General features: G+C 38.6%; 18 protein-coding genes. 9 read left to right on the top strand and 9 right to left on the bottom strand.

From position 1 onward, the window contains the following. Positions 1 to 231: 231 nt before the first annotated feature. Positions 232 to 1,371: a sterol desaturase family protein gene (locus tag OQX63_RS15040; protein ID WP_265851670.1), complete on the bottom strand. Its 1,140-nt coding sequence runs from the start codon at positions 1,369 to 1,371 to the stop codon at positions 232 to 234. A 190-nt stretch (positions 1,372 to 1,561) separates the two neighbouring features. On the opposite strand from OQX63_RS15040, the gene lpxK reads away from it, so the two are divergent. Genes lpxK through OQX63_RS15025 form a run of 3 tightly spaced genes read left to right on the top strand, consistent with a single transcriptional unit; the run spans position 1,562 to position 5,418 of the window. Beyond that, positions 1,562 to 2,623 carry a tetraacyldisaccharide 4'-kinase gene (lpxK, locus tag OQX63_RS15035; RefSeq protein ID WP_265851669.1) on the top strand — a complete coding sequence of 354 codons (1,062 nt, stop codon included), beginning with the start codon at positions 1,562 to 1,564 and terminating at the stop codon, positions 2,621 to 2,623. Further along, on the top strand, positions 2,595 to 3,410 hold the full coding sequence (locus OQX63_RS15030; RefSeq protein WP_090501194.1) for a purine-nucleoside phosphorylase: 816 nt from the start codon (positions 2,595 to 2,597) through the stop codon (positions 3,408 to 3,410). The genes lpxK and OQX63_RS15030 overlap by 29 nt, the downstream gene beginning before the upstream one ends. A gap of 1 nt (position 3,411) precedes the next feature. After that, complete coding sequence (locus OQX63_RS15025) at positions 3,412 to 5,418, top strand: putative porin (RefSeq protein WP_265851668.1); 2,007 nt, start codon at positions 3,412 to 3,414, stop codon at positions 5,416 to 5,418. A 66-nt stretch (positions 5,419 to 5,484) separates the two neighbouring features. Here OQX63_RS15025 and OQX63_RS15020 read toward each other — a convergent pair whose 3' ends face one another. Beyond that, positions 5,485 to 6,225 carry an outer membrane beta-barrel protein gene (locus OQX63_RS15020; protein ID WP_265851667.1) on the bottom strand — a complete coding sequence of 247 codons (741 nt, stop codon included), beginning with the start codon at positions 6,223 to 6,225 and terminating at the stop codon, positions 5,485 to 5,487. Between the two features lie 282 nt (positions 6,226 to 6,507). Next, a complete protein-coding gene (locus tag OQX63_RS15015) occupies positions 6,508 to 7,689 on the bottom strand; it encodes an asparagine synthetase B (RefSeq protein WP_265851666.1) in 1,182 nt (393 codons plus the stop codon). A 233-nt stretch (positions 7,690 to 7,922) separates the two neighbouring features. On the opposite strand from OQX63_RS15015, the gene OQX63_RS15010 reads away from it, so the two are divergent. Both OQX63_RS15010 and OQX63_RS15005 read left to right on the top strand, forming a co-directional pair. Continuing rightward, positions 7,923 to 8,384 (top strand): peptidylprolyl isomerase, encoded by a 462-nt coding sequence (locus OQX63_RS15010; RefSeq protein WP_090501202.1) that lies wholly within the window; start codon positions 7,923 to 7,925, stop codon positions 8,382 to 8,384. A 141-nt stretch (positions 8,385 to 8,525) separates the two neighbouring features. Then, a complete protein-coding gene (locus tag OQX63_RS15005; protein ID WP_265851665.1) occupies positions 8,526 to 9,065 on the top strand; it encodes a DUF5606 domain-containing protein in 540 nt (179 codons plus the stop codon). A 55-nt stretch (positions 9,066 to 9,120) separates the two neighbouring features. On the opposite strand, the gene OQX63_RS15000 is transcribed toward OQX63_RS15005, so the two are convergent. Together OQX63_RS15000 and rlmH are read right to left on the bottom strand one after the other, a co-directional pair. Next, the gene (locus OQX63_RS15000) at positions 9,121 to 9,246 is read right to left on the bottom strand and encodes a hypothetical protein (protein ID WP_262502298.1); all 126 of its coding nucleotides are present in this window, start codon (positions 9,244 to 9,246) and stop codon (positions 9,121 to 9,123) included. A gap of 85 nt (positions 9,247 to 9,331) precedes the next feature. Next, the gene (rlmH, locus tag OQX63_RS14995) at positions 9,332 to 9,805 is read right to left on the bottom strand and encodes a 23S rRNA (pseudouridine(1915)-N(3))-methyltransferase RlmH (protein WP_265851664.1); all 474 of its coding nucleotides are present in this window, start codon (positions 9,803 to 9,805) and stop codon (positions 9,332 to 9,334) included. Between the two features lie 108 nt (positions 9,806 to 9,913). Between rlmH and OQX63_RS14990 the strand changes: the two genes are divergently transcribed. Further along, a complete protein-coding gene (locus OQX63_RS14990) occupies positions 9,914 to 11,728 on the top strand; it encodes a MutS-related protein (RefSeq protein ID WP_265851663.1) in 1,815 nt (604 codons plus the stop codon). 273 nt (positions 11,729 to 12,001) lie between these two features. Here the strand turns inward: OQX63_RS14990 and OQX63_RS14985 are convergent, their stop codons facing one another. Further along, a complete protein-coding gene (locus OQX63_RS14985; RefSeq protein ID WP_265851662.1) occupies positions 12,002 to 14,542 on the bottom strand; it encodes a PKD domain-containing protein in 2,541 nt (846 codons plus the stop codon). Between the two features lie 98 nt (positions 14,543 to 14,640). Here OQX63_RS14985 and OQX63_RS14980 point away from each other — a divergent pair, with 98 nt between their 5' ends. Further along, the gene (locus tag OQX63_RS14980; protein ID WP_265851661.1) at positions 14,641 to 15,981 is read left to right on the top strand and encodes a GH1 family beta-glucosidase; all 1,341 of its coding nucleotides are present in this window, start codon (positions 14,641 to 14,643) and stop codon (positions 15,979 to 15,981) included. Positions 15,982 to 16,030: 49 nt separating this feature from the next. Beyond that, complete coding sequence (locus OQX63_RS14975; RefSeq protein WP_265851660.1) at positions 16,031 to 16,468, top strand: putative signal transducing protein; 438 nt, start codon at positions 16,031 to 16,033, stop codon at positions 16,466 to 16,468. Positions 16,469 to 16,749: 281 nt separating this feature from the next. On the opposite strand, the gene OQX63_RS14970 is transcribed toward OQX63_RS14975, so the two are convergent. The 3 genes from OQX63_RS14970 to OQX63_RS14960 all read right to left on the bottom strand — a co-directional run bounded on the left by OQX63_RS14970 (position 16,750) and on the right by OQX63_RS14960 (position 23,017). Further along, positions 16,750 to 19,029 (bottom strand): aconitate hydratase, encoded by a 2,280-nt coding sequence (locus OQX63_RS14970; RefSeq protein ID WP_265851659.1) that lies wholly within the window; start codon positions 19,027 to 19,029, stop codon positions 16,750 to 16,752. Between the two features lie 191 nt (positions 19,030 to 19,220). After that, positions 19,221 to 21,986 (bottom strand): bifunctional aconitate hydratase 2/2-methylisocitrate dehydratase, encoded by a 2,766-nt coding sequence (locus OQX63_RS14965; RefSeq protein ID WP_265851658.1) that lies wholly within the window; start codon positions 21,984 to 21,986, stop codon positions 19,221 to 19,223. A gap of 374 nt (positions 21,987 to 22,360) precedes the next feature. After that, a complete protein-coding gene (locus OQX63_RS14960) occupies positions 22,361 to 23,017 on the bottom strand; it encodes a polysaccharide deacetylase family protein (protein ID WP_265851657.1) in 657 nt (218 codons plus the stop codon). A gap of 19 nt (positions 23,018 to 23,036) precedes the next feature. Between OQX63_RS14960 and OQX63_RS14955 the strand changes: the two genes are divergently transcribed. Further along, entirely contained in the window at positions 23,037 to 24,437 is a 1,401-nt protein-coding gene (locus tag OQX63_RS14955) for a TolC family protein (RefSeq protein WP_265851656.1), read from the top strand. Positions 24,438 to 24,530 lie beyond the last annotated feature (93 nt).

Genomic DNA, 24,530 nt, shown 5'->3' with positions numbered 1-24,530 from the left:
ATAGCGTGCTGTCAGATGTCACCTTCCGATAGGAATGTTACCAGTTTGGGTTCAAAAACCTTCAATAATAGCACATCCAGTTTGGATTAAACGGGATCCGATAACAATCGGATGCAGCGGTTTACTTTTGTTTTCCTTCAAAAACAAAAGATTTAGCGGAAAGCCCGGCTAACGTTAATCTTGCCTGCAGGCACTGCTTTCCTAATAATCTTCTAAAATATTATCCCCAGCTTATCTATCGCTTCTTTCTTCCATATTTAAATCGGTATCAAACGGGCTTTTGGTAAAGGGATAAATGGATTGTTTAACAAAACCTTTCGGATAAGAAGCTTCATGCACACCGGTTCCGGCAGGCCATTTGTTGCCTGGCAAATAATAGGTGCCGAACATCATATCAATAAAAGGAAATATGGAAGCGAAATTATGGCCATAATATTTAGGGTCTTCGCAATGGTGCCAATGGTGGTATTGTGGCGTGGTGAATATATATTTTAACGGGCCAAAGTTAATCCTGGTATTGGCATGGATGAGCACCGCATGGATGGCTATAAAAATAATGTATACATTGAAAACGGTAGATGAAAAACCCAAAATATACAGTGGGATAAATGTCATGGCCCTGGTAAAAAAGATATCAATGAAATGGGTACGGCTTCCGGCCAGCCAATCCATATTTTGTGTGGAGTGGTGGATGGAATGAAAACGCCATAAGGCTACTCTGGTATGGAAAAAACGGTGTGCCCAATATTGAAATAGATCGGTACTGAAAAAAGCTAAAAATAGTGCTACCGCAAAAGGCAGACTTTGTACCCAGGTATGCAGTTTATCCAAACCCATCCAGCCAAAAAAGAGTACTGCGGGTTTTTGGGTTATAATGCCAAAAAACTGAATAAACAAATGGCTTACCACAAAATAGGTTAAATCAGTACGCCACTCTTCGTGAAACTTGGTTTGGTTGTTGTTTTTAGGGAAAAATAATTCTAGCGGAACAAAAATGGCCACCATCAGGAGTAAATCCAAAATCATCCAGTCTAAGCCAAAATGCCAGCTCGATTTAGCAACATCCCTGCCTTCGACAGTTACAGCACCCAATAAAACGGCTAAAGCAGTAAGTAAAAATCCTGGCCAGGCCCATTTTAATTTTTTGCTTAAAACAATACTCAGTGCCGAAAAGAAAAGGGCCGCAATAACACCGCCCAACATTAAAACTTCTACACTTTCTTTGGTATAAATCTCACGAAATTCTGGCGTAGTCAGTTTCTCCGGATAGTGAAAACAAAGAATGCCTAACAAAGCCAGTGTGGCTAAAAAGATAGATATATATCCACTAATCTGACCCTGGCCAATTACTAATCGCTTATTTGGAGACATTTATTTATGTTTTTGATAGAAATAGCAAGTATAAAAATAAAATTTAGCCTTATCAATTTAAATCACAACTGTATTTAAGATCCATAAGATTAGGCAAACATTTTTAAATGGCAAAGGTTCATTTAAGGGGCATGGCCAAAAGCAATGCCTTTCTTTTTTAAATAATCAGTAATTTTGAAACCACGACACTATGCTAGTTAATTATTTACGTCTTTTGCTGCTCCCTTTTTCATTGGTTTATGCTATGGCCGTTACACTTCGGAAAAAGCTTTACGATTGGGGAATTATGCGCAGCGTATCTTTCGATTTGCCGGTAATCTGTGTAGGCAACTTAGCCGTTGGCGGATCTGGCAAAACACCAACAACAGAATATTTAGTGAGGTTGCTGGCCGATTATAAAATAGCCATACTAAGCAGGGGTTATGGGCGTAAAACCAAAGGATTTATTACGGCAGATGACAATGCTACAGCCGAAACCATTGGTGATGAACCTTTACAATATTACCAGAAGTTTAAGCAGGTTACCGTAGCCGTATGCGAAGACCGTGTGGCAGGGGTAAAGCAGTTGCAAAACAACCATGATATCATTATCCTGGATGATGCTTTTCAGCACCGCGCCATTAAAGCCGGATTTAATATTTTGCTTTTCGAGTTCAGGAAACTGGGCACCTTACAGTTTTTACTGCCTGCAGGCAATTTAAGGGATGTCTTTTCCTCGCGCAAAAGAGCCGATGTGTTTTTGGTTACCAAATCTCCCGTACCTTTATTGCATGTGGCCCAACAAGCCTCGGTAAATGAATTGCAGCCAAATGCAGGTCAGCCTGTATTACATTCTTACTTAAAATATGGCGATCTCATCCATTTATACCATAACGAGCGTCAAATACTCGAGTCGGTTAAAGATTTCGAAATTTTTCTGCTTACCGGAATTGCAAATCCAGATCCATTAATCGAAGAGCTTCAAAAATACACCGCAAGCATTAAACATGAACAGTTTCCTGATCATTATGCATTTAAAAATGATGATCTCAGGAAGTTTAAATCGGCTTTTATGGCCAGTGGTAAAAAAGATAAAATCATTATCACAACAGAAAAGGATAGCAAACGTTTAAGAGCTACCGGATTTAAAGATTTACTGGTAGATTTACCTATATATTATTTACCCATTGAGGTTGAATTATTTGAAGAAGATAAGATTACCTTTGACGAACTCATTTTAAATTATGTTAAGAGCAATAGAAGAAACCGTTGAGTATATAAAACGTAAAACAGAAAACTTTAAGCCAGAAATCGGTATTATTTTAGGTACCGGCTTAGGTGGCCTGGTAAAAGAAATCGAAATTGAACATCAACTGATGTATTCTAATATTCCCAATTTTCCGATTTCCACATTAGAGTTCCACAGCGGGAAACTGATTTTTGGGACATTAAACGGGAAGAAAATTATAGCCATGCAAGGCCGCTTACATTATTACGAAGGTTATAGTATGCAGCAAATTACCTTTCCGGTTAGGGTAATGAAAGGTTTAGGTATCGAAAACTTAATTGTATCTAATGCTGCGGGCTCCTTAAATCCCGAATTTAAAAAAGGTGATTTGATGATTATCGACGATCATATCAACTTGCAGCCGGATAATCCATTGCGTGGTTTAATCGAAAGTGAATTAGGCCCACGTTTCCCGGATATGAGCCAGCCCTATAAACGCGATATTATAACGAAAGCGTTAGAAATAGCTAAAAGCGTTGATATTAAGTGCCATAAAGGGGTATATGTTGCAGTTTCCGGACCAAATCTGGAAACCAAAGCCGAATATAAATACCTACGCTTAATTGGCGCTGATGCAGTGGGTATGAGTACTGTGCCGGAAGTTATTGTGGCTAACCATGCAGGTTTGCCTGTTTTTGCTATTTCGGTATTAACAGACGAAGGTTTTCCTGAAGATCTGCAGCCTTTTGATTTAGACGAAATTTTAGCTGCGGCAGCTAAAGCCGAACCAAAGATGACTGAGATTTTAACCCGCTTAATTTCTGAACTTTAAGATGCATAAAGCCATTAAAATCTGTTTTTTTCTCCTGCTGCTGTTTAGCATTAACAAAGCCTTTGCACAAGATTTAAAAACAAGTGTTGGTACCAATAAAGAACTCGATTCGGTTAGGAAAAAGCTAGATGGCGCTAAAGATTCCGTAGTTTTTACAGCCAAATATATTCGTTTTACCAAGCTGTCTTTAACGAAAGATAGTATCGTACTGTTGCCACTGGATACATCAACCGTTAATATTCAGAATTATAGCCCGCTTTTACAGCCTACCCATCCAACCATTAGTAATGGTAACATGGGGCTTTCGGCCAGACCCTTACTGTACGAACCCAGTAAGCGCATTGGTTTCGATGTGGGCTTCCATTCACTCGATTATTATGCTTTAACTCCTGATGATATTATTTTCTATCAGGCCAGAACACCTTTTACCAGTCTCTATTTCGTGAGTGCGGGCCAAAAGGAACAGCTTTTTAGGGCTACACACACACAGAATATTAAAAAAAACTGGAACGTTGGGGTTAATTTTAATCGTGGCGATTCTAAAGGTTTTTATGCGAGGCAACGTGGTGATAATTTGAACGTTGCTGTATTTTCATGGTACCAATCGCCCAGCAAACGTTATAATATGTGGGCATCGGCCATTTTTAATACCATGCGTGCCTACGAGAATGGTTCTACAGTGGCCACAGGATTATTTAATCCAAATTATACTAAAATTTCAAGAGATGCAGAGCCTATTAATTTATCAGACTCCAGAAATTTATACCGAAAGAATACTATTTTCTTAAAGCAGACCTATTATGTAGGTAGAATAGACACCTCTGCTAATGTTAACAATGCGGTTTTACCCACCAATAAGGTTTCGTATACGTTTGAGTACAATAATGACAGTTATGATTTTTACAAAAATGGAACTGATGTGAACAATGTGCTGCCTCCGGGAATTGCGAGTACAACATATACCAACGACTCTACCCACGTAAAACACATCAAAAATGAATTTATTTACAGTTTTTTCTTAAGGCCAAAAAACAGCTCGGTTATTAAAAATGAATTAAAGGTTGATGCGGGGGTAAGGCACGATTACTACAAACATGAATATCTGGGTTTAAAACAGGATGGAACCAGTTACGAAAACAGTAAATTTACTTATCAGAACATTACCATTTTAGGCGCGGCTGGCTATCGGTTTTCGAACAACATCGATTTCAATTTAGATGTTCAGCAAATTTTGCAGGGCGAAAATGCAGGTGATTATTTGTACGAGGCAAAAAGTAAAATTCTTTTAGGTAAAACCATAGGTAGGATTGAGCTGGGCGCCTATGCACAGAACCAAACACCCGCAACCATTTTTAATTATTACCATGGCAATCATTATCGATGGGAAAACAACGATTTTAAGAATACTAAAATTGCAAATTTATCCTTTGATTACATTAATGATAAGTATGGTTTTACTGCTGGAGCCAAATATTATTTAACCAGTAATTATGTTTATTTTACTGCAGATTTAACCAATAATACAACTGCTATTTTACCGAAACAGGCTACTGCAGATATTAGCTTAATCAGGTTGGATGTATCTAAGAAAACCAGGTTTGGGAAATTTGTAATGGAAAACTATATCGCTTATCAAAAAACAGATAAAAATGCGGTATTAAGAACACCTGATCTTTACACTTATAACAGTATTTATTTTGATAATACCTTTTTCAAGGTATTAAAAGCCAATGTTGGATTAGATGTGAGGTACAATTCTGAATATGCGAATTACTTATATTCACCAGCTACGGCCCAATTTTATATTGATGAGCGTAATCCAATAAAACTACAATCAAGACCAATAGCTGATGTCTTTTTTAAAGCAAATTTAAAAAGGGCCAATATTTTTGTTAAATATGATTTTATAAATCAGGGTCTATTCCAACAAGGTTATTATACGGTAAACCGCTACCCTATGCAAGATGCCTTATTAAAATTTGGCGTAAGCTGGAACTTCTATGATTAGGGGGCATAAAAAAACCTTCCCGGTATCTAACTGGGAAGGTTTTTGTTTTTTATGTGTCTTTCTAGACTAGAATGAATAACCTACTGAGAATCCTAACACACGGTTAGTTAATTTTGCATCAGAATTACCGCGGCTATCTTTAGGAATTAAATTCGAAAGTCCTAAACCGTAGTTCGCACCTACTAAAAATCCAGAGTTTGTACGGTATGCTAAACCAAAGTTTGCACCAAAGTCTGTACTTCCATAATTCTTGTCATTAGCACTACCGAATGAAAGGTCTCTATCATTAGAAGTAGTTACCGTTGAACTGGCATTATTGCTGTTGTTTACTGTTGTAGTAGTGGTTTGTCCTTTATCTTTACCTGAGACGTTAAAGCCGATATAAGGACCCGCACTAATCTGAACTGCACCAGCAGTACCTGTAGGAATTCTGAATACTGCATTAACCGGAACTTCAATAGCCATTAAATTTGTTTTTACAGATGATGTAGTGGTAACAGTGCTACCCAAAGCTGTAACTGAGCTTGTAGATTCGAACTTATTACCTTTATTCTGTAACGACACACCTGGTTGAATGAAGAAATTGTTTCCTACACCGAAATCAGCGAATGCAGTAACATTAAAACCAACATTGTCTTTTGCGTTGTCATTGAATGATGTACTACCATCAGTACCGCTTGCGTGAAATCTTGCCAAATTTACCCCGGCTTTTATTCCAAATCTCGCGTCACTACCGGTCATGTTGTTCTGTGCGAAAGCACCTGTTGCTAATAAAACGACTGAAGCACTTAATAATAACTTTTTCATGATATTTTTCTTTATAAAAATTCTTGTTTAAATTTTAGGTGTTACCCTGTTTGTTAATTGCCAGTGCTTATCCAAAAGCTGTGCCAAAGTATCAATGGTGTTACAATTCGGAAGCTAAATTGTTGGTTATCAGTATAATTTTTATAAAGATCGGGTCTGGTGGTGATCCAATTCGTAAAGGGCATAAGCAGCCATTTACTGTATACATAATAGGAATACAGTAGAGAATGAATTAATTTTTACGCTCAAGGGCAATATGCCAAGCGTTAAATTTTGGAAAGTTTACGTTTTTTGAGGTTTCTTTTTGGCCGCAGGAAAAAGTACATTGTTTAAAATAAGGCGGTACCCGGGTGAATTTGGATGCAAACTTAAATCTGTTGGAGGGTCGCCCACAGCGTGTTGATAATCTTCCGGATCGTGCCCGCCATAAAAAGTAAACTGACCTTTGCCAATTTCGCCGTGTAAATATCTTACCTCTGCTGCGCCTTTATTTTCGCCCAGAACAGTTACACTCGTTTTTACCAGGCTTTTTTTAAAGGCAGTGGTTTGTCCCATAAAACCTTTAATAACCTTATCGTGATCTTGGGTAAGCATCGTTGGAACCAAGTCCCACTTGGCCGAAAAATCGAATAAAGTAAAGTAATCATTAGCCTGGTTCAATGTGCGGGTTTGCGTAACGTCAATATCCGAAAATTCATAATTCATAGGATTGTTATCAAGCTTGAAACCCTGAAAAGCGAGGGTTTTGTTAAAATCAAGTTTCGATTGCGCATTCGGGTCTGCAGGATCGCCGTCAAACATCTGCGCGCAAATATCTACACCATCGGCAGCAAGGGCAATGTCAAAACTATCGGTGCCAGAACACATGGCAAACAGGAAACCTCCACCAGCACAATATTCCTTAATGTGTTTGGCTACGGCTAATTTCATTTCCGAAACCTTTTTATAACCCATTCTTTTAGCGAGTGCTTCCTGGTTTTTAACGTCTTCCTGGTACCAGGTTGCGTACCTGAAATTAGCCCAAAAACGGCCGTACTGACCAGTAAAATCCTCATGGTGCAGGTGCAGCCAATCGTATTTATTCAATTTATCCTGAAGGATATCGTCATCATAAATTACATCATATGGAATCTCTGCATAGGTTAAAACAAGTGTAACGGCATCATCCCATGGCAGTTTGCTTTTTGGGGAGTAAACGGCAATTTTAGGCGTTTTCTCCAGTTTAACCATTTCCATATTCACAGCAGGATCGCTGATTTCGTTTAAAAGGCTGCTTACCTTTCCATCGGCCATCACTTCATAAGATACACCGCGGATTTTAAGTTCATCTTCAACCGTTTTATTATATTTAATTAAGAAACTTCCACCACGATAATTTAAGAGCCAGTCAACCTCCAATTGTTTACTTATGGTCCAATAGGCAATACCATATGCTTTAAGATGGTTTTTTTGTTCTTCATCCATATAAATTAATAAGGAAGAAGCCCTAAGCCCAAGAGAGCAAAGCAGGCAGATGAGTAGGATATAATATTTTTTTATCAAATCGTTATGCTTAAAACACTAAAATACCGCATTTAAACTGGATAGAAAAATTTAATGATGTTATAAGTTATACAATTTTGTTATTTTTGCCCTCTACTAAAAAAATATGAAAAATTTTTAGTCGAACAAAATTTAAAATTAGTACCGATATTGATATGAGTAAAGCAATAATAAAAACAGAAAAAGGTGATATGACCGTAGAATTCTACGAGAATGATGCGCCGAAAGCCGTTGCAAACTTTAAAAAATTAGCTAAAGAAGGCTTTTATGATGGTGTAACTTTTCACCGTGTAATTCCTAACTTTATGGTTCAGGGCGGATGTCCAAATTCAAAAGATCCGGCTAAGGCACATCTAGCAGGTACTGGAGGTCCGGGTTATAAAATTGATTGCGAACTGGACGGAGAAAATCAATATCACGATCGTGGTGTTTTATCTATGGCTCATGCTGGCCGTAACACTGGTGGTTCACAGTTTTTTATCTGCCATAGCAGAGCAAATACTGCTCATTTAGATCGTAACCATACTTGCTTTGGTAAAGTTGTCGAAAATGTAGATCTTGTTGATGATATCCGTCAGGGCGATAAGATTGTAAATATTGAAGTTTTAGAAGATTAGTGCGCAATGCATTTGGCGATAAACGTTTAAGGCGCTAGTAGCTCACATTTAGATTTTAAAACAATAGAAATACGTTATGCGTTTGGCGGTAGGCGATTTAATGCGCCATACCCCAACCGCTAACCGCTAAACACACATGATATGAATTTAAGAGGAATTGTTGCCGTATCTGGCAGACCAGGTTTATTTAAATTGGTTGGACAAAATAAAGTAGGTTACATTTTAGAGAGCTTAGATGAGCAAAAAACTAAAATTGTAGCCAACATCACCAACACGAAATTAGCTTCGTTAGAAGATATTACCGTGTATGGTGAAGATGAGGAAATTAAATTAGCTGATATTTTTGCTCAAATTGCAGCTAAAGGAAACACTCCGGATCTTAAAGGCGATTTACGCCCTTTCTTTCTGGAGGTTGCTCCGGGCCACGATCAGGAAAAAGTTTATGCTTCGGATATGAAAAAAATCATTACCTGGTATAACTTACTAAAAGATTTGCCTTTGTTTACAGAAGAAACTCCTGAAACACCAGGAACAGCTGCAGAAGTTAAATTAGCTGAAGAAAAAGCAGCTGATAAAAAAGTAAAAGCTTCAGGCGCTAAGGCATCTGCCAGTGCAAAAGCAACTACTAAAACCTCGGCTCCGGCTAAAAAAGCAAATATGACCAGTAAAAAAGGCGTTTAAGCTTTAGTCGTGAAAGTATAAAAAACACCAGGCAATTTGTCTGGTGTTTTTTTGTTTAGCCAAAATACCAGATCAGGCCACCAATAATCAGTGAAATGATAATACTAACCCATAAGTATTTGTTGCTGCCCCGCTGGTTGCTCTTGTATCTGTATTCCCTTTTATATTTATCTAGTATCATGGTTTGTTTTATTTAATGATGATTTTAATTCCGTTTTTCCATATCTTATCCATATAATCCATCTTACCTCAAACATTTTTCATCTCTAAGCGTGGTGATAAGGCTCCCCCTTTAAAATACTAAACCCGCGGTAAAGCTGCTCCACAAAAAATAACCTGATCATCTGGTGCGAAAAAGTCATATCCGAAAGGGAAATTAAGCCATTTGCCCTTTTGTAAATACTTTCGTCAAATCCGTAGGGGCCGCCAATAATAAAGATTAAATGTTGAACACTGCCAATCATCTGTTTGTTTAAATAATTGGAAAACTCAACCGATGAATATTTTTTGCCTTTTTCATCCAGTAAAATCACCATATCACCATTGCTGATCTGTTTGTGTAAGAGTTCTGCCTCCTTTGCTTTTTGTTGCGCCTCACTCAGGTTTTTAACGTTTTTTACATCAGGTATGGCCAAAAAAATAAAATTAATATAATGTTTCAGGCGGTTGATGTATTTATCAATTCCATCAATTAAATATTTATCTTCGGTTTTGCCAATGGCGATCAGGGTAATCTTCATTTAATATTTGCCTATCTTTAGGATTTCGAGATTCAAACTTAGAGAAATTGTAACAAAAAAGACAATCTATAGGTCTGATACCTTCGGAAATATATACAGAATAAAATCATGCAGCAACAACAACAAGAAATAATAGCCGGTTACCAGGATAAAATAAATGAGGTTACTGCAGATATAGATCAAACAAAAAAACTGATCGATCAGCTTTCTTTCTTACGCATAGGTTTGTTTCTGGGCGAAATTTTATTTTTCGTTTTGCTGCTGCGCTCGGCAGATGACAGCCTGAGGATATTAATCCAGATTTGCTTATCGCTGCCCGTAATTGCTTTCGCTGTTGTTGTGCGCAGACAAAGCCGGCTTGATCGTGAAATCGACTATAAAAAACAGCTTTTATGGGTTTATCAAAACGAATGGAATATTTTAAATGGTACGATTAACGGATACGACCATGGTAAGGCTTTCGAATCTGAACAGCATCCCTACACTTCAGATCTTGATATTTTCGGTTCCGCATCACTGTTTGCCCTCACTAACCGTTGTAGTACCCAAAACGGAAACAGGCTGCTGGCTAAAACTTTCGCAGAAAAATCAACCAGGCAGAGGATATTACACCGCCAGGAAGCTATAAAAGAACTTACGGATAAAATAGCAGAAACCTATAGTTTTAGGGCTAACCTTCATGGTTACGATCCTGATAAAATAGAACAGATCAAAGTACAGTTAAAAAGTCAATTGGGCGAACAGTTGGGTTTTGTTAAAGGATCTTTTATGCGTTTTTATGTTAAAATGGTACCTTATATTTCTATCTCCGTAGTGTTGGCCGCACTTTTGGTTAGTAGTGTTTTCTGGAAAGTGTTAACCCTTTTAGTAATAATCCATATCGGGTGGAATGTACTGCTGGGCTCAAAAATCAATAAGGTGTTTTACAGCTTTGGCGGAAGCTCGAACCTGTTAAATGGGTATGCAAGTGCTATTTTGTGGACCGAAAACCAAAATTGGAAAAGCAGTTATACATTAAGTTTATTCGATTCCAAAATTCCCGTGAGTAAGGAAATTAAAGGTTTAACGAAGATTATCGAAAATTTTGATGCCAGACTGAATATTATCGTAGGTGGCATACTAAATGCCCTTTTACTTTGGGATTTAAAATGCTGCATCAATCTGGACAATTGGTATAAATCATCTTCAAAACATGTAATAGTTGCGCTCGATCACCTGGGTGATTTTGAAGAACTGATTTCGCTGGCTACAACAGCTTATAACCAACCAGATTGGGTATTTCCGACAATTACCAATCAATTTGAACTGGCTACAACTCACATCGGTCATCCACTTATTCTTGAGCAGGTAAGGATTAATAACGATTTTCAGGTGGAGGCAAAACCAACTGTAGATATTGTAACAGGCTCTAATATGGCCGGTAAAAGTACTTTTCTGCGTACTTTGGGTATTAATATGGTATTGGGTTATGCAGGTGCGCCGGTTTGTGCACGTGATATGCAATTATCGGTTTTTTCGATCAATACCTATATGCGGATTAAAGATTCACTTAACGAAAGTACTTCGACCTTTAAGGCAGAGCTCAACCGGTTGAAGATGATTCTGGATAATGTAGTGAAGGATAAAGATACTTTTGTATTGATTGATGAAATGCTTCGGGGTACCAACAGCCGTGATAAATATTTAGGATCAAAGGTTTTTATCCAAAAGCTGATTGCCGAAAAAACACCTGCTCTTTTTGCTACCCATGATCTGCTATTGGCAGATCTGATTGCTGATTATCCTGAAGCGCTCCGTAATTTTCATTTTGATATCCAGATTACCGATGGAGAAATGAGATTTGATTATTTGCTAAAACATGGTCCATGTAAAACTTTTAATGCAGCTATATTATTGAAAGAGATCGGACTGACTTTAGATTAATAGGTCATAATAATGTGGTGCCAGATATTGCCATCTGGAACTAAAGAAATACTTAAACCAGTCGGGTGGTAATACCAGACTGCACTGAAACGCCGACTAAAAATCAAAAGAATTTGTATCTTAGTTAAAATAATTGTGGTGCCAGATGTTTCCATCTGGCACTAAAGAAATACTTAAACCAGTCGGGTAGTAACATCAGAATGCACTAAAAGCCCATCCTAAAAGCCCAACTCATTTAAATTATAGAATAGCATATTAAGCTATATTAATAAGTTACCTCATTAACGTTATTGGACCTGAATATTTAATATTTTTATTTGATAAGTCAATGCCAGAAATGATGTAATAGTACACCCCAACAGGCAGTTCATTACCCTTAAAAGTGCCTTTCCAGTTTTCAAATATATTATTGGTAAAGAAAACCTGAGTGCCTAAACGGTTGTAAATCTGTATGCTGTATTTTTTGAGGTTAGTTACGCCAATAACCAGTTCATCATTAATCCCATCGCCATTTGGCGAAAATGCATTTGGAACAAATGTAGATGTATTCTTTTTGATCATAAGGTCGCCTTGGGTGATTGCATTTGAGCAGCCGTTTTTAGAAAATGCCACTAAAGTAATTCGGAACACTCCATCTGTTTGATAAATATGGGTAGGGTTTTGCGCTGAAGAGGTAAAACCGTCTCCGAAACTCCATTCATAAAAGTCCCCATTAAGTGATGTATTGGTAAATGTTATGGGTACGGGAGCGGAAAACTTTACGTTAAAAGAAGGTTCTGTATAAAAGTTGGCCACTGGAATTCTGGCAATGTCAGGGATGACGATAGTTGCTGGGGCGGAGCTACAAGATCCTGCTGTTAATACAACCTGATATTCTCCTGCCAGATTAAAATCCGTTACCGGAATTTCAATGGCATTTGTAGTGGCAGCGTAATTGTTTGGCCCACTCCAGGTATAAATAATTCCTTCCTGCGCGGGTACAGATAGTTTTATAATATCTTTTAAACAAAAAGAGGGTTGATTGATACTTATTTCTGGTTTTTCTGGCTTCAATTCAACTAAAATGTCTTTTCTAAAAGTTGATAGGCAGCCATTATTGGTTTCAACTGTTAGTGTAATTGTTTTAAGTCCTGGCTCAGTAAAGGTCAATATTTTACTGTCGTTACTAGTGGCAATCTGACTTTTTATTCCAGGACCAAAATCCCAGGTGAGTTTTGTGTAATTTTTAGAAGCATTGATAAATGAAAATGATTGATCGGTTTCGCACTTATTATTCACCTCAATCGAAAACATTGCTTCAGGTTTTAAATCAACCGATAAAATTTCTACGGAATTTATTTCACTTACACAATCTCCAACCTGAACATAAAGCTTGTATGTACCAACTATTTCAGGTCCGCTTGCCAGGATTTCGGGGTTTTGGCTCGTCGAATTAAAATCATTTGGACCCGACCAATGGTAGCTGGCTAAATTTAAAAATGGCGTACTTAATTTTAATACATCTCCTTGGCATAAATTAACCTTCGAAGCGCTTATTGCAGGTTTCTCTGGTGTGTTAGCTACAATAAAAGTTTGCGTAGTAACTACATTACAGCCGTTTGTGCCTTTGGCTTCTAAAACCACAATTTTCTCTCCGGGAGTACTGTATGTTACTGTAAATGGTCCAGCAGTGGTGGCCGAAGCCAGGCTTGCCCCTTCACCAAAAGACCATTTTAAGGTGGCAAAGTTCGATGCTTTGCTTTCAAAAATATACGCCTGGTTATTCGTACATGGATTTAGTTTCTGAAAATCTATTTCTGCAGTTGGACCAGCAAAATCTGCAGTGCCACCGAATTCTAAAGTAAAGCCATTATTCCCTCCTGAGAAATTATCGATGAGTAGCGCATAAACATGATCCTGTTCGAGATCTACATATTTAACAAAGCCATTTTGACCCGCAGGGCAGCCCGAGGCTTCGGTTAAATCTGTTTCGGTCATACTCAAGCCGGTTTTATAATAAGAAGGAGTACATTCTACACCACTGCCAGCTGCACAACGTATGGCAGTTGCACTACTTACCTTACTACAATCTCCATTCACGCCCAAATCATAAAAAATCCAGTCAATATCGTTTGAGGTTACCGTGGGTGTGATAACAAAAGTAAAATCGCCAGGCTTGGAAGCCTTAAACATATACCAGGCGGAGTTAGATTCTGTACCCAGGCAGGTTCCGGCTGATTCATGATTGTTTGCCCCTGCTCCGGTTACATTCAATTGGGTAAAAGTCTCTTTTGTGCAGAGTACCGAAAAGGTTCCACAATCCTGTCCTGGCTGTATTGGTGGGAAATAATTATCGATACAAAGTTTAAAGGTGCCAGTAACATTATTTGTTGCACTTACCCTAATATAGTAAACTTGCCCTACTGTTAAAGCGCCCTTGTATAAAGAAACAACATTATTTGATGTGGCCTGCATGCCCGGTTGCTCTGTAATAAAACCAGTTGTCGCATCAAAAGAATATAAGGCCACCAATGGGCCAATCAGGGTATTTGTACTATTGGCATCAATTTTTCCACTAACAGAAATGTTAACATCAAACTTAGATGCAGTAAACTTGTACCACACATCTTTTCCGACAGCCGGCCAGTTTAAAGATTTGTTATAATTACTCGGTGTAGCTTCTAAATTGTTAAATTCGGCATCTGCACTACAATATGCGCTGGTATTGGTAATATTTATGGCATTTATCAGTTCATCATTAACAGGCGGTGCAAATTTTCCTAAGGCAGTAAGATTTAGTAATACCAATAGGAAACCAATTAATGAGTAGCGCATAGGTAAAAATATCAAAAATTGTTTTTATTTCGAATCATTTTGATTGTTAATGATTTGTTAATATTAAACTCGCAACTTATGGCAAATAATCGATAACAATGATTAAGGCAAGCGATTTCGGTCCGGATTTTTTGTGGGGTATAGCTACTGCTGCAGCGCAGATAGAAGGAACGGCAACTCAGTACGGGAAGGGCCCTTCCATTTGGGACACTTTTACGGCAAAAAGCGGCAAAATAAAGAAGAATCATAAATTAGATCCTGCCTGCGATTTTTATCATCGGTATGCTGAAGATGTTGCACTTGTCAAATACTTGGGGTTTAAGGTATTCAGGTTTTCTATCGCCTGGTCGAGGATTTTGCCCAGCGGAAGGGGAGAAGTAAATCAGGAAGGTATCCGTTTTTACCATAATCTTATTGATGAATGTTTAACGCATGGAATTACACCTTATGTTACGTTATATCACTGGGATTTACCACAGGCATTGGAGGATGAGGGCGGCTGGACAAGCTTTAGTATTAATGCTGCCTTTAATGCTTTTGTTAGCATCTGTGCATTAGAATATGGCGATAAAGTAAAAAACTGGATCGTACTGAATGAGCCTTTTGGTTATACTTCTTTAGGTTATATGCTTGGAATACATGCCCCGGGGAAAACAGGTTTGAGCAATTTTTTTCCGGCAATTTTACATACGGCTTTGGCACAGGCAGAGGGTGGTAAAATTTTACGTGCCCAGGTAGCCAATGCGAATATCGGGACTACTTATTCCTGCTCTGAAATAATTCCTTATACCGACAGCGATAATGATGTGTTGGCAGCAAAGCGGATAGATTGTTTAATGAACCGTCTGTTTGTAGAGCCAACACTAGGTATGGGCTTTCCTACGGCAGATTGGGACGTGTTGGAAAAATTTCAGATAGAATATGGTACCTGGCGATTGCAGGAAAGGATGAAATTCGACTTTGATTTTATCGGTCTTCAAAACTATTTTCCGTTAACGGTGAAATACAATGCCTTTATCCCGGTAATCCAGGCTTGGGAAGTGAAGGCCAAAAGCAGGAAAAAACCACATACAACTATGGGTTGGGAAATTAATGCCGATAGCTTTTACAATATTGTAAAAAAGTTTGCCGCCTATCCTGCCATTAAAAATATCATCATCACCGAAAACGGTGCAGCTTATCACGATAAATTGAGTGATAAAAGGGTGGAAGACCCCGAACGGATCGAATATTTTAAACTTTACCTGAGCGCACTGCTCAAACTTAAAAATGAAGGTATAAATGTTACCGGTTATATGGCCTGGACATTAATGGATAATTTTGAATGGGCAGAGGGTTTTACAGCAAGGTTTGGGCTGATTTATAACGATTTTAAAACCCAGGAACGTACCATTAAAGATTCCGGTTATTGGTGGAAGGAATTTCTGAAATATAGTTGATGATCAGCCGTTTTCCATTTCATAATAAATAAATTATTATGTTTGAAATATGAATGATAGAACCATAGTTTACAGCACCTATTATAACCCGATGGAGGCCAATATCATTAAAGCTAAATTGGAAGATAGCGGGTTTGCCTGTTACCTGGCGGATGAAAATTTTGCAACATTAAATCCACTTTACAATCAAGCTATTGGCGGTGTTAAACTTATTGTTTTTGAAAGAGATATAGAGGCCATCAATGCTTTACTGGCTGAAGACAATAGTTTGACTTTTGAATCATCCGATGAAATTACTGATGAACAAGAATCAGAAGAAGGTAAAACAGTTTGTGAGAAATGTGGATCTACTAATGTGGGCTATGGGATGGCTACGAATAAAAAATATAGCATCTGGGCTACTATACTTGCTTTCTTAACGCTTACCACTCCGATTAAAGCCAATAAGTGCCATCATTGTTACGATTGTGGTTATGAATTTGAGTAGATTGATTTTCGTTTTTTTGAAGCGCAAGGCCAAAGGCAACTATTAAGGCTTGTTCTCCCGTTCTTCGCTGTATCCTTACGCTACGCTTTAGGGATGCCGCTACGCCCGGGGCTAGAAGGTTAATGTTCTGCCATATAGACCCTGAAATAAATTCAGGGTGACGCCTCTCATGTAATTTGTGCAATGGGTAATTGTAACGAAAAATCCCGTTCTGATTTAACAAAACGGGATTTTTTTATTTTCATCCAGACCTCGGACTTCCGACTCTAGACTTCGGACTATTAAAGCGCTGCCTTAGCCGCTGCTTCAGCCCTGATGATGTTTAAGGCACCACCAGCTTTAAACCAATCGATTTGTTGCGCATTGTAGCTGTGATTAACCGCAAACTCCTCTGTAGTGCCATCAGCATGGTGTAATGCCAGTATCAATGGTTGATCAGGGGCAAACTCGGTTAAGCCTAAAATGTCGATCGTATCATCTTCCAAAATTTTATCGTAATCATCTTTATCCGTAAAAGTTAAAGCCAGCATACCTTGTTTTTTAAGGTTGGTTTCATGGATACGGGCAAAAGATTTTACCAATACCGCACGAACACCCAGGTGACGTGGCTCCATGGCCGCATGCTCACGGGATGAGCCTTCGCCATAGTTTTCGTCGCCCACTACAATTGAACCTAAACCAGCCGCTTTATAATCACGTTGGGTAGCCGGAACAGGGCCATATTCGCCAGTTAATTCGTTTTTAACGTTATCAGTTTTATCGTTGAAGTAGTTAACCGCACCAATTAACATGTTGTTAGAGATGTTATCCAGGTGACCACGGAATTTTAACCACGGACCAGCCATCGAGATATGATCTGTTGTACATTTACCTTTGGCTTTGATTAAAAGTTTTAGACCTTTTAAATCGGTGCCTTCCCATGGGGTAAACGGATCTAACAATTGTAAACGGTGTGAAGTTGGAGAAACCAGAACCTGAACTGATGAACCATCAGCTGCCGGAGCCTGGAAACCTGCATCTTCTACAGCGAAACCTTTTGTTGGCAATTCGTAACCGGTAGGAGGGTCTAATTTAACCTGTTCGCCTTTATCGTTTGTTAAAGTATCCGTTAATGGGTTAAATCCTAAATTACCTGAAATGGCAATTGCAGCAACCATTTCTGGTGAAGCTACAAAAGCGAAAGTATTAGGGTTGCCATCAGCACGTTTAGCAAAGTTTCTGTTAAACGAGTGTACAATGGTGTTTTTTTCTGCTTTCTCTGCACCTGTACGATCCCACATACCAATACATGGTCCGCAGGCATTGGTAAAGATTGTTGCATCTAAATCTTCGAAAGTTTTTAAGAAACCATCACGATCTGCCGTGTAACGTACCTGCTCAGATCCCGGGTTGATACCGAAAGCGGATTTGGTTACCAAACCTTTTGCAATAGCCTGGTTGGCGATTGAAGCTGCTCTTGATAAATCTTCGTATGAAGAGTTGGTACAAGAACCAATTAAGCCCCATTCTACTTTTAACGGCCAGCCATTTTTCTCTGCCTCAACTTTCATCTGCGAAACCGGAGTGGCTAAATCTGGTGTAAAAGGACCATTTAAGTAAGGTTCTAAAGTATCTAAATCGATCTCAATTACCTGATCGAAGTAGTTTTCAGGATCAGCATATACTTCAGCATCACCGGTTAGATAAGCTGCAATTTTGTTTGCTTCATCAGCAACTTCATTTCTGCCGGTAGCACGTAAATAACGCTCCATGCTTTCATCGTAACCGAAAGTAGAAGTGGTTGCACCTATTTCTGCACCCATGTTACAGATGGTACCTTTACCTGTACAGCTCATTGAAGTAGCACCATCACCAAAATATTCTACAATGGCACCGGTACCACCTTTTACAGTTAAAATACCAGCTACTTTTAAAATCACATCTTTGGCAGCCGTCCAGCCGTTCAATTTACCAGTTAGTTTTACGCCAATCAATTTAGGAAATTTTAGTTCCCATGGTAAACCCGCCATTACATCGCAGGCATCAGCGCCACCAACACCAATAGCTACCATACCTAAACCACCAGCATTTACAGTATGGGAGTCGGTACCAATCATCATTCCACCTGGGAAAGCATAGTTTTCCAGAACAACCTGGTGGATAATACCAGCGCCTGGTTTCCAGAAACCGATACCGTATTTATTGGATACAGAAGATAAGAAATCAAAAACTTCGGCACTTTCTGTTTTGGCATGGGGTAAATCTATAGCAGCGCCTTCTTTAGCCGTAATCAGGTGATCGCAGTGAACTGTTGAAGGAACTGCGACTTGTGGACGGCCCGCCTGCATAAACTGCAATAAAGCCATTTGCGCCGTAGCATCCTGCATCGCTACGCGGTCTGGCGCAAAGTCTACATAATCAGAACCACGCTTAAACGCCTTTTTTGGATCTCCATCCCAAAGGTGTGCGTATAATATTTTTTCAGATAACGTTAAAGGTCTGCCCACAACTTTACGCGCAGCCTCTACCCGGCTACCGAAGTTTGCATACACCTTTTTAATCATTTCTATATCAAAAGCCATACTTAAATTTTTATAATTATTATCAATAAGGTACTATCTAAAGTAAACAATTTTAAACAGATTTATTTTTGAGATTTGTCATAATATCTTATTTAAAACCATTCTATGCAATTATTTATGCAAAGAAAAAGGCTACCAGATTTCTCGGATAGCCTTTTCTAATAGTAACAAATAATATGATTTTTTGTTTATTATTGTTTTGTAGAAATAGGGGTAAACTTGGTTAAGTTAATGCCGTCTACCGCTGATTTATATTCTTCAAAGCTTGGAATGCGACCCAAGATAGCTGAAAGAACAACAACAGGGGTTGAAGCCAGTAAAGATTCACCTTTTTTGCCATCTTTGTCTTCTACCACGCGGCCCTGGAATAAACGGGTAGAAGTAGCCATTACAGTATCGCCTTTGGCCGCTTTCTCCTGGTTACCCATGCATAAGTTACAACCTGGGCGCTCTAAATACATGATGTTTTCGTACTCGGTACGGGCTACACTTTTAGGCAGCGCATCGCTAAATTCAAATCCCGAGTATTTCTGTAAATATTCCCAGTCGCCTTCAGCTTTCAATTCATCAATAATATTATAAGTAGGTGCAGCCACTACCAACGGAGCTTTAAACTCTACTTTGCCGGTTTGGTTCTCTATATTTTTCAATAATTGTGATACGATTTTTAAATCGTCTTTATGTACCATGCAAGAACCTACGAAACCAAGGTCTACTTTTTTATCACCACCGTAAAAAGTTAAATCTCTGATGGTATCGTGCGTGTAACGTTTAGAAACATCGGCATTGTTCACATCCGGATCGGCAATCATTGGCTCGTTAATAATGTCTAAGTCAATAACTACTTCCGCATAATATTTGGCATTTGTATCTGGCATTAAAGCAGGCTTAATACCGGTTTTAATTTCCTCAATGCGTTTGTTTGCTTTGTTAATCAATCCCTGAAGCACCTGGTTATGGTTGTCCATACCTTTGTCGATCATGATCTGAATGCGGTTTTTGGCGATTTCAAGCGATTGGATTAAAGTATCGTCCTGCGAAATACAGATAGAAGCTTTTGCTTTCATCTCAGCAGTCCAGTCGGTAAAGGTAAAGGCCTGGTCAGCCAGCAAAGTACCGATGTGTACCTCGATAATACGGCCCTGGAATACGTTTTCGCCATCAAACTGTTGCAACATCTGCAATTGCGTAGCATGAACCACATCACGGAAATCCATGTGTTCTTTCATTGCGCCTTTGAAAGTTACCTTTACTGATTCAGGAATAGGCATAGAAGCCTCGCCGGTTGCCAAAGCTAAGGCTACTGTACCAGAATCGGCACCAAAAGCCACACCTTTAGACATGCGGGTATGTGAGTCGCCCCCGATGATGATTGCCCACTCATCAATCGTGATATCATTCAATACTTTGTGGATTACATCGGTCATTGAATGATAAGTACCTTTAGGGTCACGGGCAGTAATTACCCCAAAATCATTCATGAATTTCATCAGTTTAGGGATATTGGCTTGCGCTTTTTTGTCCCAAACAGATGCCGTATGGCAGCCTGATTGGTAAGCCCCATCAACAATCGGCGAAATTACTGTAGCAGCCATAGCTTCTAATTCCTGAGCGGTCATTAAACCGGTAGTATCTTGCGAACCTACAATGTTTACTTCTACACGCACATCAGAGCCTGCATGTAAAACTTTTCCTGGCGCTAAACCTACGGCATTTCTGTTGAATATTTTTTCTACCGCTGTTAAGCCCTGGCCTTCAATAGAAACTTCTTTGGCCGGAGCAAATACAACAGGAGCTTCGGTACCTAAAGTTTTAGCTGCAAAGGTTTGGATCTTTTTACCGAAAACGATAGCGTAAGAGCCACCCGCTTTGATAAATTCCATTTTTTGAGGCGTTAAAGCTTTTGAAATATCAATCAGCTCCTGGTCTCCGTTATATAATTTTTTAGTTCTGGTATTAATGGTAAGCACCGTTCCGGTTGCTATTGAATATACTTCTTCTAAAACCGGTTCATCGTTTTCGTTACGGACAACATTACCGTTCTCGTCGGTTTTCTTTACCCAGTTTTTAAGGTCGATACCAATACCGCCTGTTACATCAACCGTGGTTAAGAAAATTGGCGAAATGCCATTGGTGCCACCAACAATTGGCGCAATGTTTACAAACGGAACATATGGACTTGATCTTTTACCGGTCCAAAGGGCCACATTGTTTACGCCCGACATACGCGAAGAACCTACGCCCATGGTGCCTTTTTCGGCCACAAGCATCACACTTTTATCAGGATGTTGCGCCTGAAGATCTTTAATGGCCTGTTGTGCCTCTGGTGTAATCATGCATTTACCATGCAATTCACGGTCAGAACGCGAGTGCGCCTGGTTACCCGGAGATAGTAAATCTGTAGAAATATCGCCAATACCGGCAATAAAGGTTACCACTTTAATTTCTTCAGCAACAGGAGGCAATTCGGTAAAAAATTCAGCTTTGGCGTAACTTTCTAATATTTCTCTGGCAATGGCATTGCCATTGTTGTAAGCCTCTTTTAAACGATCGGTATCAGCATCATACAAGAAAACCTGTGTTTTAAGTACATCTGCTGCTTTTTTTGCCTTATCGCCATTATCAGCCAAAGCAATATCCAATAAAACTTTAATAGAAGGACCGCCCTTCATGTGCGATAGGAGTTCGAAAGCAAAATCAGGTGTAATTTCTGGAACAACAACTTCACCTGCAATAATTTCTTTTAAGAACTGGGCTTTAATACCAGCGGCAGCTGTGGTACCCGGTAGGGTATTGTATATGAAAAAATTAACAGCATCTGCTCTGTTAAAATTGTTTACATTTTTAATCTGTTCGATGATTTCGCTCAATAATTCGGCGCCATCAATAGGTTTAGGGTGAAGACCTTGGGTTTTTCGCTCTTCAATCTCCTGGATATAATCGTTATAAATACTCATCTTAGCTATTTTATTCTTTTTTCGTGAGGTTTTGTGCAGTAAATACACTTTCTCCAAAGAATGCTGTTAATTGTGATTAATTTGTGGTTATCGACAAAAAAAATGGATTTTTTTGATAAAACAAAAATAACAAAAAGCAAGCTTTTAATGGAATTTAAGCAATTGATTGCGTAATTTAGAATTGTTCTAAACAGTTGAATTTAGTTTAGTCAGGCAGGTAATATTCATCATAAAAATGATCAAATGATTATTCTAATTTACCGTTCAGTTTCGTACAGTTTTGTCCGTTTTTGAACAGCTGGGAATTAATGATCTGGCTAAAAACCTGTTTTAGCTTCATGGCGTAAGCATGGGCAGCTCTGGCATAACAATAGCTAAAGGGTAGCGAAAGTGAAACCCTTTTCGGTAAAATAGGCTAAAACCCTGGGTAATGCATATGCTAAACGATCAAATGCTTTTAAACTATCGTGAAAAACGATGATCGAACCGTTTTCGGTATGTTTGATCACATTTTGATAGCATTTTTCGGGCGAAAGATCAATGTCAAAATCGCCGCTAAGTACATCCCACATGACGATTTGCAGTTGGGAGTTTTCAGTTTGCAGTTGGGAGTCTGACTTCGGACTCCGGACTTCGGACTTCAGACTTAGAATCTGACTTTTCTTGATTCTGCCGTAAGGTGGGCGGAAGAGGTTAGACTGCGTAAGTTCCTGGCATTTTAGCGTGTTTTCGAGATAGGTTTCATCATCAGTTTTCCATCCTTTTAAATGGTTGAAGGTGTGGTTGCCAATGGCATGCCCGTCGGCTTTTACACGTTTAAAAACATCGGGATGTTTAACAATATTATCGCCAATGCAAAAAAATGTAGCTTTAGCATTAAAGACTTTCAAAGTTTTTAATACAAAATCTGTAACATTGGGTATAGGTCCATCGTCAAAGGTCAGATAAATAACTTTTTCGGTGCGGGATTTATTCCATAACAGTGATGGATAATACCATTTTAGCAGAAGCGGTGATTTGATCAGGTACATTTAACTTCAAAGTTAGTAAATGCCTGAACAGATTGAAATTATTAAAGTTGTTTATATAGATTTGAAACAAATTATGAAGATGTTTACCAATAAAAAGTTAATTACCGGATCTGCATTACTAGTGGCATTAAGTTTTAGTCAGCAAATTAGGGCTCAGGAAGTGATCAGCATTGAAAAAGCGGTCGAAAACACGTTAAAAAATAATTTAAACATCAAACAAGCCGCATTTAACGCTGCAATCAGCGATGAAAATGTGCGCCAGTCAAAAAATGCTTTATTGCCTACTGTAAATGGTTCCGCTAACCAATCTATGCAGTGGGGAAGAAGCCAGGTAACATCGGGTTTGTTTCTAAATACCCAAAATTATAGCTTAAGTCCAAGTGTTTCTGCTAATATGCAATTGTTTGGAGGTGGTGCGCTAATTAATCAGATCAGACAGAATAAGTTATTGTTGGCTGTAGATCAAACCAATGTAGAAAAGGTAAAAAACGATCTTATTCTGCAGGTGGTAACAGCTTACCTGCAGGTTTTAAATAACCAGGATCAGGTTAAAGCTACGCAGCAACAGTTAGAAGTAGCAAATGCTACTTTAAAAAGAGAACAGGCCCTTTTAGATGTTGGTAATAAAACTTTAGCTGATATTTCGCAGGCCAAATCGCAGGCGGCAACTGCAGAGCTTAATCTAACCAATGCGCAGAACCAGTTAACCATATCCTATTTAACTTTGGGTCAGTTAATGGAGATTCAGCCACCAATGACATTTAAAGTACAGCCGCCATTGGTTAGCGAAATGAATAACATCCAGAACACTTACGTACCAAATGATATTTATAACCAGGCTTTAAATAGCTTCCCGGATATTAAATTGGCAAATTTAAATACGAAAGCAGCAGAAAAAGCCATTGATGTGGCCAAAGGTAGTTATTACCCGAAGGTTAGCTTTGGAGGAGGCTTAGGGTCGTTCTATCAATACCAGTTTGCTTTCCCTGGAAACAGTCCGTTTTTTAATCAATTATCAGATAACTTTGGTAAATCTATCAATATGGGTATTTCGATTCCAATTTTTAATGGTTTTGCCACCCGATCAACCGTTAGAAAAGCTAAAATTGTATTCCAGCAACGCAAAACAGATGAGCAGATTGCCAAAAACAACCTGATCAAGGTAATTAATCAGGCTGTTGCCGATTTAAACGCTGCACAAAGTAGGTACTCTTCTACCCAAAATGCTTTTCAGGCACAGAAAGATGCTTTTTATGTTATCGAGCAACGTTATGCCGTAGGTTTAGTCAACTCATTAGATTATAGTACGGCACAAACCAATAGAAATAAAGCAGAAATAGATTTTATCCTGGCGAAATACGATTTACTGTTCCGTGCTAAAGTAATTGATTATTATTTGGGCAAACAGATTGTTTTTTAAGACCAGAAACTAAACTGAAAGTGAGGCAAATTTAATATTAAACTTTTCAACCTTACAACTCATAACCTTTCAACATTAATTTAATAAACGAAA

The organism is Pedobacter sp. PF22-3, from assembly GCF_026239555.1.
Classification (GTDB): domain Bacteria; phylum Bacteroidota; class Bacteroidia; order Sphingobacteriales; family Sphingobacteriaceae; genus Pedobacter.
Note: the sequence above shows the minus strand (reverse complement) of the source record. Positions and strands in the feature narration are given on the sequence as shown.